The 15,709-nt window shown below is 67.8% G+C and carries 13 protein-coding genes; 1 reads left to right on the plus strand and 12 read right to left on the minus strand.

Features of this window, described 5'->3' with window-relative positions:
* Window positions 1-66: 66 nt before the first annotated feature.
* From adhE to RCH22_RS01615, 10 genes are all read right to left on the minus strand, one after another.
* Window positions 67-2,796: a bifunctional acetaldehyde-CoA/alcohol dehydrogenase gene (gene adhE, locus RCH22_RS01570; RefSeq protein WP_134445843.1), complete on the minus strand. Its 2,730-nt coding sequence runs from the start codon at window positions 2,794-2,796 to the stop codon at window positions 67-69.
* Between the two features lie 216 nt (window positions 2,797-3,012).
* The gene (locus tag RCH22_RS01575; protein ID WP_327012570.1) at window positions 3,013-4,158 is read right to left on the minus strand and encodes a cysteine desulfurase family protein; all 1,146 of its coding nucleotides are present in this window, start codon (window positions 4,156-4,158) and stop codon (window positions 3,013-3,015) included.
* Window positions 4,159-4,214: 56 nt separating this feature from the next.
* Complete coding sequence (gene nadC / locus RCH22_RS01580; RefSeq protein ID WP_327012571.1) at window positions 4,215-5,099, minus strand: carboxylating nicotinate-nucleotide diphosphorylase; 885 nt, start codon at window positions 5,097-5,099, stop codon at window positions 4,215-4,217.
* Window positions 5,093-6,802 (minus strand): L-aspartate oxidase, encoded by a 1,710-nt coding sequence (gene nadB, locus RCH22_RS01585; protein ID WP_327012572.1) that lies wholly within the window; start codon window positions 6,800-6,802, stop codon window positions 5,093-5,095. Before nadB ends, nadC begins: the two co-directional genes overlap by 7 nt.
* Window positions 6,799-8,151: a quinolinate synthase NadA gene (gene nadA / locus RCH22_RS01590; RefSeq protein ID WP_327012573.1), complete on the minus strand. Its 1,353-nt coding sequence runs from the start codon at window positions 8,149-8,151 to the stop codon at window positions 6,799-6,801. Before nadA ends, nadB begins: the two co-directional genes overlap by 4 nt.
* A gap of 44 nt (window positions 8,152-8,195) precedes the next feature.
* On the minus strand, window positions 8,196-8,912 hold the full coding sequence (locus RCH22_RS01595; RefSeq protein ID WP_327012574.1) for an NUDIX domain-containing protein: 717 nt from the start codon (window positions 8,910-8,912) through the stop codon (window positions 8,196-8,198).
* A gap of 88 nt (window positions 8,913-9,000) precedes the next feature.
* Window positions 9,001-9,741 (minus strand): polyprenol monophosphomannose synthase, encoded by a 741-nt coding sequence (locus RCH22_RS01600; RefSeq protein WP_327012575.1) that lies wholly within the window; start codon window positions 9,739-9,741, stop codon window positions 9,001-9,003.
* Window positions 9,742-9,746: 5 nt separating this feature from the next.
* Entirely contained in the window at window positions 9,747-11,285 is a 1,539-nt protein-coding gene (locus tag RCH22_RS01605) for a glycosyltransferase family 39 protein (RefSeq protein ID WP_327012576.1), read from the minus strand.
* An 84-nt stretch (window positions 11,286-11,369) separates the two neighbouring features.
* Window positions 11,370-12,752 (minus strand): HAMP domain-containing sensor histidine kinase, encoded by a 1,383-nt coding sequence (locus RCH22_RS01610; protein WP_327012577.1) that lies wholly within the window; start codon window positions 12,750-12,752, stop codon window positions 11,370-11,372.
* A 13-nt stretch (window positions 12,753-12,765) separates the two neighbouring features.
* Window positions 12,766-13,443 carry a response regulator transcription factor gene (locus RCH22_RS01615; protein ID WP_134445835.1) on the minus strand — a complete coding sequence of 226 codons (678 nt, stop codon included), beginning with the start codon at window positions 13,441-13,443 and terminating at the stop codon, window positions 12,766-12,768.
* Between the two features lie 118 nt (window positions 13,444-13,561).
* Here RCH22_RS01615 and RCH22_RS01620 point away from each other — a divergent pair, with 118 nt between their 5' ends.
* A complete protein-coding gene (locus tag RCH22_RS01620; protein ID WP_327012578.1) occupies window positions 13,562-14,419 on the plus strand; it encodes a carbon-nitrogen hydrolase family protein in 858 nt (285 codons plus the stop codon).
* Window positions 14,420-14,439: 20 nt separating this feature from the next.
* On the opposite strand, the gene RCH22_RS01625 is transcribed toward RCH22_RS01620, so the two are convergent.
* Both RCH22_RS01625 and RCH22_RS01630 read right to left on the minus strand, forming a co-directional pair.
* Window positions 14,440-14,826, minus strand: a complete 387-nt coding sequence (locus tag RCH22_RS01625; RefSeq protein ID WP_327012579.1) for an ATP-dependent DNA ligase — start codon at window positions 14,824-14,826, stop codon at window positions 14,440-14,442.
* Between the two features lie 99 nt (window positions 14,827-14,925).
* The gene (locus tag RCH22_RS01630; protein WP_327012580.1) at window positions 14,926-15,681 is read right to left on the minus strand and encodes a helix-turn-helix domain-containing protein; all 756 of its coding nucleotides are present in this window, start codon (window positions 15,679-15,681) and stop codon (window positions 14,926-14,928) included.
* Between the last annotated feature and the right edge of the window lie 28 nt (window positions 15,682-15,709).

Here is a 15,709-nt window from a genome sequence, read left to right on the forward strand (position 1 = left end):
CACACGAAGGGCCCCGCACCGAAGTGCGGGGCCCAACTGATCAGTACTGGTTCAGCAGGTGACGACCTACTTGCCTGCCTTGCGGGCCGGCTTCTTGGCGTCCGTGTTGGACTCGGCGGCGGCCGCTGCGGCCGAACGACCGGCACGAACCTCTTCGAACGAGGTGCCGTAGTACGCGGCTTCCATGATGGTCTTCATGTCGGCGAGCATCGGCATCCGCGGGTTGGCCGGTGCGCACTGGTCGCCGTATGCACCCATGGCGAGCGAGTCGAGGCGACCGATGAAGTCTTCCTCCACGACACCCTGGGCCTGGAACGACGGCTTGATGTGCACGGCGTCTCGCAGCTTCTCAACGGCGGTCGCGTACGACTCGATGCCCTCTTCAGGAGTCGAGGCCGGCAGCCCCAGGTGCTTCGCGATCTGCTGGAACCGCTCGGGAGCGATGTAGGTCTCGTACTTGGGCCAGCTGGTCAGCTTGGTCGGGATCTTGCCGTTGTAGCGGATCACGTGCGGCAGGTAGGTTGCGTTCACTCGTCCGTGGATGAGGTGCATCTGCGCGCCGGTGACGTGAGCCATCGCGTGACAAATTCCGAGGAACGCGTTACCGAACGCCATGCCGGCGATCGAGGATGCGTTGTGCATCTTCTCGCGCGCCTTGATGACCTTGTCGTCGGTGCTGTTCTGCGTGCCGTTGACCGAGGTCTCGATGTTCTCGAAGATCAGCTTGATCGCGTGCAGGCACATGCCGTCGGTGAAGTCGTTCGCGTAGACCGATACGTAGGCCTCTGTCGCGTGCGTCAGAGCGTCGAAGCCGGAGTCGGCGACGAGGAATGACGGCATTGCGGCGGTGAGCGCGGGGTCGATGATCGCGACGTTTGGCAGGAGTGCGTAGTCCGCGAGCGGGTACTTGACTCCGGAGACCTCATCGGTGATGACCGCGAACGGCGTCATTTCCGAACCGGTACCCGAGGTGGTCGGGATGCAGACGAGCTGGGCCAGTTCGCCGAGGTCGGGGAACTTGAACGCGCGCTTGCGCACGTCGAAGAACTTTTCCTTCATGTCGGCGAATTCGATTTCGGGGTGTTCGTACAGGAGCCACATGACCTTCGCGGCGTCCATGGGCGAACCGCCACCGAGGGCGATGATCGTGTCGGGCTTGAAGGCCCGCATTTCCTCTGCACCCTTCTTGACCGCGGCGACGGTCGGCTCGGGGAGCACATTGTCGATGATCTGGAGGGACACGCGGTTTTCGCGGCGGTTGAGCACGTCGAGGATCTTGTCAACGAAGCCGAGCTTCGTCATGGTCGCATCGGTGACGATGGTGACACGTTCGACGTGGCGCATGTCCGCCAGGTAGCGGATGGCGTTCGGCTCGAAGTACGTCTTTGCGGGGACCTTGAACCACTGCAAGTTGTTGTTCCTTCGACCGATCCGCTTGATGTTGATGAGGTTGATGGCCGACACGTTGTTCGAAACGGAGTTGTGTCCGTACGAGCCACAGCCGAGCGTCAGCGAGGGGATGAAGGCGTTGTAGATGTCACCGATGCCACCGAGCGAGCTCGGGGCGTTAGTGATGATCCGGACAGCCTTGACGCGGATACCGAATTCCTCGATGATCGCCGGGTTCTCGCTGTGGATCGAGCCGGAGTGGCCGAGTCCGTCGAATTCCACCATCTGCTCGGAGAGCGTGATGCCCTCTTCTGCGTCCTTGGCGTGCAGGACGGCGAGCACCGGGGCGAGCTTTTCGCGCGTCATCGGTTCCTGCGGTCCGACGCTGCCGACCTCGACCATGATGATCGAGGTGTCTTCGGGAACGGTGAAGCCGGCCTGCTGTGCGATCCACACCGGCGACTTGCCGACGACGGAAGCGTTCAGCTTGGCGCCACCACAGTTCTCCGAGTGGGCCTGCACACCGAAGATGAACTCTTCGAGGAGGGTCTTCTCCGCCGGGGTCACGAGGTACGCGTGCAGCTTCTTGAATTCGACGAGGGCCTCTGCATAGAGCGGCTCTTCAATGATGACGGCCTGCTCGGAAGCGCAGATCATGCCGTAGTCGAAGGACTTCGAGAGCACGACGTCGTTGACGGCACGCTTGAGCTTGGCGCTCTTCTCGATGAATGCCGGCACGTTTCCCGCACCGACGCCGAGGGCCGGCTTGCCGCAGGAATACGCGGCGCGGACCATGGCGTTGCCACCGGTCGCGAGGATGGTCGCAACACCGGGGTGGTTCATCAGGAGCGTGCTCGCCTCGAGGGAGGGAACTTCGATCCACTGCACGCAGTTCTTGGGGGCGCCGGCGGCGATCGCCGCGTCGCGCACAATGCGGGCAGCTGCGACAGAAGACTGCTGGGCTCCCGGGTGGAAGCCGAAGATGATCGGGTTGCGGGTCTTAATGGCGATAAGGGATTTGAAGATTGCAGTCGAGGTGGGGTTGGTCACCGGGGTGATACCTGCGATAACACCGACCGGCTCGGCGATTTCTGTAATTCCGGTAATGGCGTCGCGGCTGATAATGCCGACGGTCTTAAGATTCTGCATCGAGTTCGTGACGTGCTCGCACGCGAACAGGTTCTTCACGGCCTTGTCCTCGAATACGCCACGACCGGTTTCGGCTACTGCGTGGACGGCGAGCTCAGCATGTTTGCTGAGGGCCGCGACGGAGGCCTTTTTTACGATGTGGTCGATCTGCTCTTGGGTGAAGTCAGCGTATTCGGTGAGCGCCTGCTGTGCTCCCTGAACGAGTGAGTCGATTTGGCTAGCAAGTGACTCAGTGACTGGTTTGTCCGTAATGGTCATGGTGCCCCTCTTCGGCGGCCCAACTTGGGCTTTTCGCCTCTTTAGGCAAGCTTACGACCCCGCGCCAAGGGACGCATCTTTAACGATGGGCACGGTGCTGTCATTGGGACGTTTCAATTAAGCATTTTGGCTGATTAGCCGTCTGTTTCTCATCCGACGTGATCAGCTGGTCGATTTCTACGATTCGTAGAAATTCCGCAGATTCCACCGCCCGATTCAGTGTCGGCCGAGACCTCGGATTGTCGCGACAGCGAGACCGGCGGCGCGGGCCGTTTCGGAGAGCTCTGCTCCGGTCGTCGACGAGGCAAGGGTGAACCGGACTGCGGTCTGGGCGACCTCCGCGGGAAGCCCCATGGCAGTGAGGGTGGGGGAGGGTTCGTCGCTGCCCGCCGCGCACGCCGAGCCGCTCGAGCAGACGATCCCGTGTCCCTCCAGCTCGAGCAGCACAGCCTCCCCGCTCGTGCCGGGGAACACGAAAGACGCTGTTCCCGGCAGGCGCTGCAGCGGATGCCCGGTGAGGCGTGCGCCCGGTGCTGCGCCGAGAACTTCTGCGATGAAGGTGTCGCGGAGGGCCGCGACCCGGGGAACATTCGATGCGCGTTCGATCTCGGCGAGCCGCAACGCTGTCGCGAGGGCGACGGCTCCGGCGACGTTCTCGGTGCCGCTCCGGTTGCCGCGCTCCTGGCCGCCGCCATGCTGGACGGGTTCGAGCGGCACCCGGCGGCGCAGGAAGAGTGCCCCCGTTCCCTGGGGCGCCCCGAGCTTGTGGCCGGAGATGCTGAGTGCATCCACTCCGAGGCCGGCGACGGACAGTGGCAGCCAGCCGGCGGCCTGGACGGCGTCGGTGTGGAACGGGACGCCCTGGGCGCTGGCGAGCGCTGACAGATCTTTGATCGGCTGCACGGTGCCGACTTCGTTGCTGGCGTACTGCACCGAGACGAGGGTGGTGGCGGGGGTGAGCGCGCGGGCGAGCTCTGCCGGATCGACGAGACCCTGGGCATCCACCGGCAGCAGGGTCACGTCGAAGCCGTGCAACCGGTGCAGGTAGTCGCAGGATTCGAGGACCGCTTCGTGCTCGATCGCCGAAATGATCAGATGCCGGCCGCGCGGCGCGGCGAGGGCGATGCCCTTGATCGCGAGGTTGTCGGACTCGGTGCCGCCGCTCGTGAACAGCACCTCGGCGGGTCGGCAGCCGAGAACGGCGGCGACCGTCGCGCGCGCGTCGGCGAGGGTGGCCGCCGCGGCCTCGCCGACCCGGTGGTGGCTCGAGGGATTGCCGAAGCCGGTGGTGAGCAACGGCCAGATCGCCTCGAGGACTTCGCGGCGCACGGGCGTCGTCGCTGCGTTGTCGAGGTAGATCACTCCGGGCTCCTTGGGTGGATGCTGGTGGTCAGCGGTCAGCGGTCAGCGGTCGGCGGTCAGTTCCGGACGGCGCCGTCGAGTTCGGTGCCGGCGAGCACGACGACGTCGAGGCCGAGGTCGAGGGAGCGCACGCTGTGGGTGAGCGCACCGACGGAGATGACGTCGACTCCGGATAACGCGATGGCCCGGACTGTGTCGAGGTTCACGCCGCCGCTCGCTTCGACGATGGCGCGTCCTGCGACCAGGCGCACGCCTTCCGCGAGCCGATCGGGGTCGAAGTTGTCAAGCATGATCGTGTCGACGCGGGCCGCGAGCACGGCTTCGATCTGGTCGATACGGTCCACTTCGACCTCGAGGTGGGTGGTGTGGGAGATCCGGTCGCGCACGAGCAAGAGCGCCTCGGTGAGGCCCAGGCCGCCGGACTGCAGGACGGCGAGATGGTTGTCCTTTGCCATCACCGCGTCGGAGAGGCTGAAGCGGTGGTTGTGGCCGCCGCCGTCGCGGACGGCGGTGCGTTCGAAGGCCCGCAGCCCCGGCGTGGTCTTGCGGGTGTCGACGATGCGGGCGCGGGTGCCGGCGGTCTCGGCGACGTACCGGGCAGTGAGCGTCGCTATGCCGCTCATCCGCTGCACGAAGTTCAGGCCGATGCGTTCTGCCTGGAGGATGCCCCTGGCGGGGCCGGTGACTTCTGCGAGCACGTCGCCGGTCGCAAAGGGGGCGCCGTCGGTTGTGAGCAGCGTGACCGTGATGGCGGGGTCGGTGAGCCGGAAGGCGGATTCGAAGACGGCGCCGCCGCTGAAGACGCCGTGTTCGCGGGCGACGAGCCTCGCGGTCGCCGTGGCGTCGGCGGGGATGAGCACCTCGGAGGTCAGGTCGCCCCAGGGGGCGTCCTCGTCGAGTGCCGCGCGCACCACGGTTTCGATGGCGGTGGTGCTCAGCATGCGATGGCCTCCTCGACCTCTCTGGTGCGTTCAGGGGATTCGAGGACGAGGAACGGATCGTCGGAATCGGCGGGTCGCACCCACTCCTGGCTGTGGGCCAGCTCCGGCTGGCTCTCGGGGAAATCGGCGCGGTAGTGCGCGCCCCGGGATTCCTCGCGGGCGAACGCGGAGGCCACGGCGACCCTCGCCAGGTCGAGCAGGTTGGCGTCTTCGACGGCGCGCACCCGGTCTGCCGGGGTCGCGTCCTGACCGGCGGGTGCCGGGTGCTTCCAGCCGGCGAGGGCAGCGGATGCCGCGGCGAGCCCGTCACCGTCGCGCAGCACACCGGCCGCGTCCCACATCAGGCGCTGGAGCTCGGCGCGGTCGACATGCGCGCCGGGTCCGTCGACGGCCCTGGCGGGAACGGTCGCGTCGGCCGTGCCGCTGGAGGCCGGCACCGACGGGAGGCGCCTGCCGTCGGCGTCGACCTGGCCGGTGCCGAGGGCACGCACGGCGCGGTCGGCGAAGACCGCGGCCTCCAACAGGGAGTTCGAGGCGAGGCGGTTGGCGCCGTGTGTCCCGGTTCTTGCGGTCTCGCCGACGGCGTAGAGGCCGGGCAGTGAGGTGCGGCCCCACAGGTCGGTGCTGACGCCACCCATCCAGTAGTGGGCCGCGGGTGCGACGGGGATGGGCTCGACGGCCCAGTCGATCCCGGCGGCGAGGCACGCGGCCGTGATCGTGGGGAAGCGGGTTTCGAGGAGTTCCCTGCCGAGGCCGGTCGCGTCGAGGAGCACAGGTGTTCCGCCCTGGGCGGACATTTCGCGGGCGATGCTGCGGGCGACGATGTCGCGGGGGGCGAGTTCGGCTCCGGGGTGGATGGCGAGCATGAAGCGCTCGCCACGAGCGTTCAGGAGCACGGCGCCCTCGCCGCGAACCGCCTCGGAGACGAGCGGGGTTCCGGGCACCGCGAGGGCGGTCGGGTGGAACTGGTAGAACTCGAGGTCGGCGATCGCCGCGCCGGCGCGCCAGGCCGCTGCGACGCCGTCGCCGGTCGCGAGCGCCGGATTGGTGGTGTGCGGGAAGAGCGAGCCCGCCCCGCCGGTGGCGAGGATCACCGCGTCGGCGTCGACCCGGTGCACGAGCCCGTCCGGCCCGAGGAGGGAGGCGCCGGTCACCCGGTCGCCCGCGACCAGGAGGTCGACGAGCATGGTGTGCTCGCGGATCTGGACGCGCGGGATCCCCGGAGTCTGCTCCGAGCGGGCGGCCCGTTCGCGGACGGTCGAAACGAGTGCGGCTTCGATCGCGGCGCCGGTCGCGTCCCCGCCGGCGTGCAGCACCCGGGAGCGGGAGTGGGCGGCCTCCAGCCCGCGGGTGACGCCGGAGTCGTCCCTGTCGAAGTCGACGCCGAAGCGGATCAGGTCGCGGACCCTGGCCGGTCCTTCGCCGCAAAGCACCTCGACGGCCGCCGGGTCGCAGAGGCCTGCCCCGGCGCGAAGGGTGTCGAGGATGTGCAGGTCCACCGAGTCGTCGGGGAACATGGCTGCGGCGATGCCGCCCTGGGCGTAGCGGGTGTTGCTGTCCGGGAGTCCCTGCTTGGTGACCAGGGTGACGGAATGACCCGCGTCGGTCGCGCGCACCGCGGCGATCAGTCCGGCGAGGCCGCTCCCGATCACGAGGATCCGGAGCGACGGTGCGACGGGTGCGATCGGTGCTGCGGGCGTCACGCGCGTGCTCCGCTCACCGGTGCGCCGGCCGGCGTACCGGTCGTCGGCGCCCCGACGGGAGGACGCGCGGCAAGCATCCGCTCGAGGGCGACCCGGGCGTTCGTCGCGTCGGTCGCGGGGACCTCGATGCGGTTGAGCACGCCGGGCGGCTGCCCGGCATCGCCGACGAGGGCTTCCAGCACCCAGGCGAGATAGCCGGAGTGGATGCGGTACATCGTTGAGCACGGGCAGACGACGGGGTCGAGGCAGAAGATGGTGTGCTCGGGGTGCTCGGCCGCGAGGCGCTGCACGAGGTTGATCTCGGTGCCGATCGCGAACGTCGACCCGGCAGGGGCGGCCTCGATGGCCTTCTTGATGTAGTCGGTGGAGCCGTATTCGTCGGCGGCGTCGACGACCGCCATCGGGCACTCCGGGTGCACGATGACACGCACCCTGGGGTGCTCTGCACGGGCGCTGGTGATCTGGTCGACGGTGAAGCGCTTGTGCACACTGCAGAATCCGTGCCACAGGATGACCTGGGCCGCCTCGAGTTCGGTCCCGGTGCTGCCGCCGAGTAGCTTGCGCGGGTTCCACATCGGCATCCGCTCGAGCGGGATGCCCATCGCCTTCGCTGTGTTGCGGCCGAGGTGCTGGTCGGGGAAGAAGAGCACCCGCTGGCCGCGTTCGAATGCCCACTTCAGCACGGTCTCGGCGTTCGAGGAGGTGCAGACGATGCCGCCGTTGGCGCCGCAGAACGCTTTGAGGGCCGCCGAGGAATTCATATAGGTGACAGGGATCACCGGGACCCGGCCGGAGGCGTCCGCCTCGGTTCCGTAGAGTTCTTCGAGCTGTTCCCAGCAGTCGGTGACCGAGTCGATGTCGGCCATGTCCGCCATCGAACAGCCGGCGGCGAGGTTGGGCAGGATGACCGCCTGGTCGGGCCCGGAGAGGAGGTCTGCGGTCTCGGCCATGAAGTGCACGCCGCAGAAGACGATCGCCTCGGCGTCGGGGCGGCTCTTCGTCGCCTGCGCGAGCTGGAAGGAGTCACCGACGAAGTCGGCGTGCTCGAGGACCTCCGAGCGCTGGTAGAAGTGCCCGAGAATCACGACCCGGTCGCCGAGGGTGGCCCTGGCCGAGCGGATGCGCGCGTCGAGTTCCTCTGCGGAGGCGGTCCGGTAGCGCTCGGGCAGGGCGCCCTGGCGCGGTGACCCTGTCGGGAGGACATCGCCCATCGAGGACCCTGGGCCGTAGCCGGGGGTGCCGGAGTCGAATTCCCAGGGGCCTGCGGCCAGCTGCGGGCTGCAGGTGCTTCCGGGCGCGGTGCCCGTGCTGATCAGGCGAATGGTGCGGTCGACCGATGCGATGGTCATGCTGTAACTCCTCGATTTTCACAAAAAGCGTTGTACACGGTGATTCAGTTCGTGGTGGGGATGGCGGCGGGCGCGGGTTCTGGCCCGAAAGGATCCGGTTCGCCCTGTCGTCCGGAATCGTTGTATCGGTAGAGACGGGGCGGACGGTGCCGGGTGCCTGCGACGCGTTCGCCGGTGTCGACGATGGAACCGGATGCCTCGATCGTGCGACGGAAATTGGCCGGGTCGAGGGACTTCTGCAGCACTGCCTCGTGCACGTCGCGCAACTGGGAGAGCGTAAAGGTCTCGCCGAGGAAGGCGTGGGCGATCCGGGAATACTCGACCTTGGTCCGCAGCCGCCAGAGGGCGTACTCGACGATCCGGTTGTGGTCGAAGGCGAGCCGCGGCAGGCGGTCTGCGGGGAACCAGCGCACGTTGTCGCCGACGACGGCGAGGTCGGCCTCACCGGACTCGACGAGGGCCCAGTAGACGACGGACACCACGCGGCCGCCGGCGGAGCGGCCGGGATCGCCGAAGGTATAGAGCTGCTCGAGGTACCTGGGCGCGAGGCCGGTCGTCTCGCGCAGGGTTCGGGCGGCGGCCGCCGCGAGTTCCTCGTCGCCGGGCAGCCCGCCGCCAGGCAACGCCCACTGGTCGAGGTATGGGTCCCTGGTGCGGCGGACCAGGGGGAGCCACAGCGTCTTGAAGTCGGATTCCGCGTCGGAGCGCAGGGCGAAGATCACGGTCGACACGGCGAGTGCGACAGTGGCTTGAGCGCTCATGGGGGCATCCACTGGGTAAAGGTCAGTATGACTCTAACTGGGTGAACCCATCATATAGTCATTCTGACCCGAAGTCGCCCCCTGCGGCTCAGTTTTTGGCAGCGGCCACGACGGAACGACGGGCGCCCTTGCCCGTGAGGCCCCACAGGGTGACGCGGGCCATCGCTTCGACGACGATGCTTCCGCTCATCTTGGATGAGCCGAGCACACGCTCGACGAAGGTGATCGGCACTTCGACGACGGTCAGGCCGGCCCGCACGCTCGTGAGCAGCATGTCGATCTGGAAGCAATAGCCCAGGCTCTCGACGCTCGCGAGGTCCATGCGTTCGAGCGCATGCGCCGTGTAGACGCGGTAGCCGCCTGTGACGTCGTGCTGGCGGAGCCGGAGCACGAGGCGGGAGTATGTCGATCCACCGCGGGACAGCGCGCGGCGGTGCCACGGCCAGTTCTGCACGGCTCCGCCCGGAACCCAGCGCGATCCCATCACGACGTCGGCGGTCTTCGCCGCCGCCAGCAGGTCGGGGAGCTGCTCAGGCTGGTGCGAACCGTCCGAGTCGAGCTGCACGAGCTCGTCGTAGCCGCGGGACAGGCCCCAGCCGAAGGCCTCGAGGTAGGCCGCTCCGAGGCCGTTCTTCTTCGTGCGGTGCAGGACGTGCACCTGGGAGTCCGCTGTGGCGATGGCATCGGCGAGCTGGCCGGTGCCATCGGGGGAGGCGTCGTCGACGACGAGGATGTCCGCGTTCGGGACGCTCGCGCGCACCCTGGCCACGATCGGATTGATGTTCTCGCGTTCGTTGTAGGTCGGGATGATGACCAGTGTCTGTGCCATGAAAACTACCTTGTCAGTTCGGTGATTGTTGTGTGTACGACCGTGGCCGTTGAGGCGACGGAAAATCCCAGGTCTTGCAGCGTGTGCAGGTCGGTGCCCGCTTTTTCTTCACTGCTGCCCGAATACTGCACCAGCCATACCGTATCGGTGCCCGCGAGTGAATCCAGGACGCTCGTGAGCGGCCGGGTGGTGTCCCAGAGGGATCCGGTGTCCCCATAGGCCGTGTCGAGGGTCACGTCGCGCAGCCCGGTGAAGGATGCCGGGTACAGGTGCAGCGCGAGCCGCGGCTTCCGTGAGGGCCGCACGCTCTCGTCGAACACGATCGCGTCGCCGGGGTGCGCACCGGCCTTGACGACGGACGCGGCCTGGCGCCAGTCGCTCCCGGCGTTCTTGGCGTACGGGCCGCGCTGGTCGACGTAACCCGGTACCACGGCGGCGACGAGCAGTACGAGCGCCGCGATCCCGGCCCAGCGGGGCCTGATCCAGGCTACGGCGATCCCGAGCGCGATCGCGGCGGCCGGCGTGCAGATGGAGAGGTACCGTAGCGAGTACATCGGCGTGACGATATGCGTGCCGATCAGCAGCGCCGCACTCGGCACGAGCATCCAGGCGAGCATCACGCCCAACGCAGCCCTGTTCCGCTCGAGGGTGGGCACCCTTCCGCGGCCGAACCAGGCGAGAATGACCGCGAGCAGGATCAGCGCCCAGGCGATGACCGCCGCGGGCACGTTGCCGAACCACTGGTTGACGGCCGCGTCGAGGACGCCCGTCTGGGCCCGCCGCCCGATGAACGAGAGCTGGTCCTTCTGGCTGACGCCCGCGAGCAGGACCGGGGAAGCGATGGCGAGGCCGACGACGGTCGCGCCCGACCAGGCGATCAGCTGTCCGCGTCGCCGGGCCCGATCGGGCGCGAGCAGGAACACCGCGATCCCGAGTACGGGGACCAGAAGCGCGACGTAGAGGAAGACATAGATTCCGAGGGCGAAGAGCGCGGTGAAGCCGATCCAGAGCCAGCTTTGGGTCGACCGGCTCGCCGTCCCTGCGCGCACCAGGTGCACGAGCAGCACGACGAGCCACACGGCGATAGCCGTCGCGAGCGCAGTCGACCGCGCCTCTGCGCCCATGTACGTCACCCGGGGGAGTACCGCGAAGACGAGGGCTGCGATCCAGGCGACCCTGGCCCCGGTCAGCATCCGGGCGAGGACGAACGTTCCCGCCGTCGCGACACCGATCGCAATCGCGCTCGGGAGCCTGGTGGAGAACTCGGAGGCACCGAAGAGGTCGATCCAGAAGTGCAGCATCAGGTAGTAGGTGCCATGAACGGCATCGATCGTGCCGAGCATCCGGAACAGGGAGGGCAACGAACGCTCCGCGGACATCACGCTCGCGGCTTCATCGCCCCAATAGGACGGGTTCCACGACGCCGCGGCGGAGATCAGCAGGCCGAGAACACCGACGTACAGCGGGGCCAGCTGCCGGTGGGTGGGCCAGGATCGCCGCTGCGGGCGCAGCTCTGGATCATGGGTCACGGGCAGATAAGTCACCCCATTACGTTATGCCACCCGGTCGGGGGTTTCCCGACGACCCGGTGGCGGGCACCTGCGAAGGCTCTCAGTTTGGCGCTGTCGTCAGGCCCGCGGGCCCTGTCCGGTGCGGGCGCTGCGCGGCAGGCGGATGTCGATGGCCAGGCCCGTCCCCGTGTTGCGCAGGCTGATGGTTCCCTGCGCCCGCGTCACGATGGCGTGCACGATCGCGAGGCCGAGCCCCGACCCGATCGATCCGCTCGCGCGGGACTGTTCCGGCCGGGAGAACCGGTCGAAGGCCACCGGGATGAAGGATTCCGGCATGCCGGGCCCCGTGTCCACGACGCTCAGCATGGCACACTCAGGAAGGCTGCGGAGCGTGACGGTCACGGCGCCGCGGCCGCCCATGGCGTTGATGGCGTTCGAGATGAGATTGTCGATGAGCTGCCCGACGTTGGTCACCGAGATCGCATAGCGGCCGGTCGGGTCCTCGCCCTCGATCTCGTAGTCGACGTCGAGATCCTCCCCGTTCCGAACCACCCTGGCGCGGTCGACCGAGGCCGAGATCTCGGCGATCAGGTTTTCCCAGCCGCACTCCGGCGGGGCCTGCTGGCTCTCGAGCTTGGACAGTTCCAGCAGGTTCGTCGCAAGCCGGGAGAGGCGGTCCACGGTGCGGGAGGCGTCGTCGATATCCGCCTCCAGGGCGGGAGCGTCGCCGGAATTGAGATGCGCGAGCTCGAGCTGCGCCTTGAGCACGGCGAGGGGAGTGCGCAACTCGTGGCTCGCATCCGACACCACCTGCTTCTCCCTGTCGAGACTGCGGCGCAGCCGGGAGATGAAATCATTGAGCGTGACTGCGAGGCGGCTGACCTCGTCCCGGCCTGCCGGGACGAGCAGTTGCGCGGAGGACCCGGTGGTGCTCAGGCTCTCCGCCTCCTTGCGCAGCCGGTTCACAGGGCGGAGGGCCGCGCCGGTGAGCAGCCACGAGGCGAGGCCGAAACCCACGGTCAGCAGCACGGTGCCCATGATGAGCACCCGGCCCAGTTCGTCCAGCAGCAGACCGAGCGCCTCCTCGTTCCGCGCCGTGATGACGACCCAGTTGCCCTGGTTGGTCACGGCCGTCGTCGCGGCGACAAGGTACCGGGCGTTGCCCGCGTCGATCGTCTGCGGCGTCTCGCCGATCGTCGCGAGTACACTCACTCGTTTCCGCAGCGCCATCGGCAGCGAGGACTTGGAGATCTGGCCGTCCGGACCGACGATCGCGATGAGCTGGCCCTCGCTCGGGCCGTCGATGGGTTCGGTCGGGTTGCGGATCAGGTCTGTCACGATCGGGGCCGCGTCGCTGTGCAGCAGTGTCGTCGTCGTCTCGATCAGGATCGCCTGGACCTCGCCGCGGAAGAACACCGCGGCACCGCTGAAAAGGACAGCGGCGATCACGAGACTGCCGACGGTGATGCGGGCCCGGATCGACAGCCCGGGTAACCTCATGGACGTGCTCCGCTCATTCGACGAGTTCCACGGCGTACCCTGAGCCGCGCACGGTCACGATCCGCATCCCGGCCGCCGCAGAGTCGATCTTGCGCCGCAGGTAGCTGATGTACTGGTCGACGATGTTCGGGTCGATGTGTTCGGTGCCGTTCCAGATCTCTTCGAGGATCGTCGTGCGGTCGACGGTCGTCCCTGCCCGGCTGCAGAGGAGACGGAGCAGCGCGACTTCCTTGGGGCTCATCGAGACGGACCGGCCGGCCACGGTCACCTTGAGGTCCCGGGAATCGATGGCGAGGTTGCCGAGCTCGAGGCTCAGGGGCGTTGCCATCGACTGGCGTCTGAGCAGGGCGCGCACCCGGGCGGTGAGCTCGAGGAAGGCGAAGGGCTTGGTGAGGTAGTCGTCCGCGCCGCTGTCGAGCCCGAAGACCCGGTCGTCGACGGTGTCCCTGGCGGTCAGGAGCAGGACCGGCATGGTGTTGCCGGAGTCGCGGATGCGCCGGCAGATCTCGAACCCGGTCATCTGCGGCAACATGACGTCGATGGCTGCAAGGTCGAATTCGTTGTTGTTGATCGCGATCAGGGCATCCATCCCGTTCCCGACCCTGACGATCTCGTAGCCCTCTGCCTCGAGTCCGCGTTCGATCAGCGCGCCCATTTGTTCATCGTCTTCCACGACCAGGATCTTCGTCATGCCCGCCCCTTTTGCTCGTACGCCGCTACCTCTTCATGCTGGCACGTTCCCGGTGCGGATCGTGACCAGTGTGAAGGTTCCGCTCCAATCGCGCCGCCCTCGTGGCTAGGCTGACGCCATGGTCGAAACCCCGCCTGCCACGCCAGCGCCCGCCCGGACGGTGCCTGTCGACCCGACTGCCGTCGGTGTAGCCGTCGCCCAGTTCGTTCCCGGCGCCGACCGGGAGGCGAACCTCGCCGAGGTCACCCGCCTGGCAAGCATCGCGGCCGCCCGCGGCGCGCAGCTCGTCGTGTTCCCCGAGTATTCCGCGTTCTTCGAGCCCACTCTCGGGCCCGCGTTCGTCGCGGCCGCCGAGCCGATCGACGGGCCGTTCGTGACGGCGCTCATGGCGCTCGCCGAAGGCCTGGGCCTCGTCATCGTCGCTGGCATGCTCGAGGAGGCCGCCGGTGCCGGACGATTCTTCAACACCCTCGTCGCGGTCGGGCCGACGCTTGGCCTCCTCGCCCGCTACCGCAAGTTGCACCTCTACGATGCTTTCGGCGAGCGCGAATCCGACTGGGTGCTGCCCGGCGCGATCGAGCCGCCGCAGACCTTCTCGGTCGGAGGGCTGCGGGTGGGGTTGCAGACCTGCTACGACATCCGCTTTCCCGAGGTCACCCGGCGGCTCGTCGACGCGGGTGCCGAGCTCGTGCTCGTGCCCGCCGAATGGGTGCGGGGCCCGCTCAAGGAGCAGCAGTGGCGCACCCTCCTGACCGCGCGCGCGATCGAGAACACTGTTTATGTCGCCGCCGCCGACCACGCCCCGCCCATCGGTGTCGGCACGAGCATGATCGTCGACCCGATGGGGGTCGAACTGGTCACAATCGGCGAGACGACGGATGTCGGCCTCGCCTGGCTCACCTCGGCTCGCCTCGGGCAGGTGCGTGCGGTCAATCCGGCACTCCGGCTTCGGCGCTTCGGGGTCGTCGAGGTCTAGCCGCCGGGAACGGGGGAGCCTCAGCCCTCGGCTGCGATCGTGTCCTGGGAGACCGCTGCCGCCCGGGAACGGAAACCGGGTTCCTTGCGCATCACGTGGTCCTGCTCGGACATCGCCCGCTCCTCTCCCGTGGCGACGAGTCCCTGGGAGCTGTTCGCCGAGCGGGTGAGCTGGGCGAGCCACAGCGGATTGATGGTCGGCGGCTGGCCGCCGGAGAACTTGAAGTACAGCGGGATGGCCGGGTGCAGCCAGGCGGAACTGCGACCGTCTCCGGCCTCTGCGGCATTCCGCCAGGACAACAGGAAACTCTCGCCGCGGCGTAACTTCTGCACGATGACGATTTGCAGGTGCGCGAGGATCCGGTCGTCGAATTCGACGGTGACCCGGTCATACGTCAACGAACCCATGGGGCGCCGCTTTCAGTCGGTGAACTCTCGCGCGAACAACAGACCGCCCTTATGGGGCATCCGCTGGGCTCGCACTGTAAGTGTGGTCGTAATTCCCGGTCAATACAAGGGAATCGTCAGGCCGCGGCGGTCGCGGCCGGCACCTGCATCTACGATGCCGTGAACCACGAGGTCGATCTCGGCCCGGAGTGAGTTCGGCAGGCTCTCCATCGGCTCCCGTCCCAGCCCGCACCGGATCAGGGCGAGGTTCAGAAGCGAGAAGACGCTCCGGGCCGCAAGCGAAGGGTCGACGCCGGGCCGGAGCCGTTCCGATCCGTCCGGGGCGTTTCTTCCGTATCCGCTGAGTACGGTCGCGATGATGGCCTCGAGCCCGTCGGCGAGTTCGAGTGCCTCGATGCGATACGCGCCGGTGGGCTCGCCGCACAGGATCTCGCGCTGGTAGTAGGCGGTGTTCTCCGGGTGGCGCGCGGCGGAGGTCAGCAGGGGGAGGAGGACGGCCATGATCGCGTCCGTCGGGGCGAGGGATGCGTCCGCTTTCGTTGGATCGTGCCGGGTTCCGGTCAGGGCCCTGCGCCACTCGTTGTTGAAGACCATCAGGAGGAGTTCGGGCTTCGAGGTCGCGTACCGGAAGAGCGTCCCCGCCGCGACATCCGCGCGATCGGCGATGTCCTGGGTCGTGACGAGCGCGTAGCCGCGCTCGGCGAAGAGACTCTCGGCGGCCGCGAGGATGCGGCTCTGCTTGTCACGCTTGTTGCGTTCGCGGCGCCCGGGAGCGACGGTATCGGCGGCAGTGTCGGCGGCGGCACCAGCGGCGGCACCAGCGACGGGTATCCGGCCTTCATTTGGTGCGCGCACGGCAGTCCTCACTCTGGGTCGGCTTCGT

It is taken from the genome of Cryobacterium sp. GrIS_2_6 (assembly GCF_035984545.1).
Lineage (GTDB): Bacteria > Actinomycetota > Actinomycetes > Actinomycetales > Microbacteriaceae > Cryobacterium.

Bases quoted from the DNA above. Each gene is read 5' to 3' on its own strand.
- adhE (WP_134445843.1), bottom strand. From the start codon at position 2,796: ATGACCATTACGGACAAACCAGTCACTGAGTCACTTGCTAGCCAAATC.
- nadC (WP_327012571.1), bottom strand. From the start codon at position 5,099: ATGCTGAGCACCACCGCCATCGAAACCGTGGTGCGCGCGGCACTCGAC.
- nadA (WP_327012573.1), bottom strand. From the start codon at position 8,151: ATGACCATCGCATCGGTCGACCGCACCATTCGCCTGATCAGCACGGGC.
- RCH22_RS01595 (WP_327012574.1), bottom strand. From the start codon at position 8,912: ATGAGCGCTCAAGCCACTGTCGCACTCGCCGTGTCGACCGTGATCTTC.
- RCH22_RS01600 (WP_327012575.1), bottom strand. From the start codon at position 9,741: ATGGCACAGACACTGGTCATCATCCCGACCTACAACGAACGCGAGAAC.
- RCH22_RS01610 (WP_327012577.1), bottom strand. From the start codon at position 12,752: ATGAGGTTACCCGGGCTGTCGATCCGGGCCCGCATCACCGTCGGCAGT.
- RCH22_RS01615 (WP_134445835.1), bottom strand. From the start codon at position 13,443: ATGACGAAGATCCTGGTCGTGGAAGACGATGAACAAATGGGCGCGCTG.
- RCH22_RS01620 (WP_327012578.1), top strand. From the start codon at position 13,562: ATGGTCGAAACCCCGCCTGCCACGCCAGCGCCCGCCCGGACGGTGCCT.
- RCH22_RS01625 (WP_327012579.1), bottom strand. From the start codon at position 14,826: ATGGGTTCGTTGACGTATGACCGGGTCACCGTCGAATTCGACGACCGG.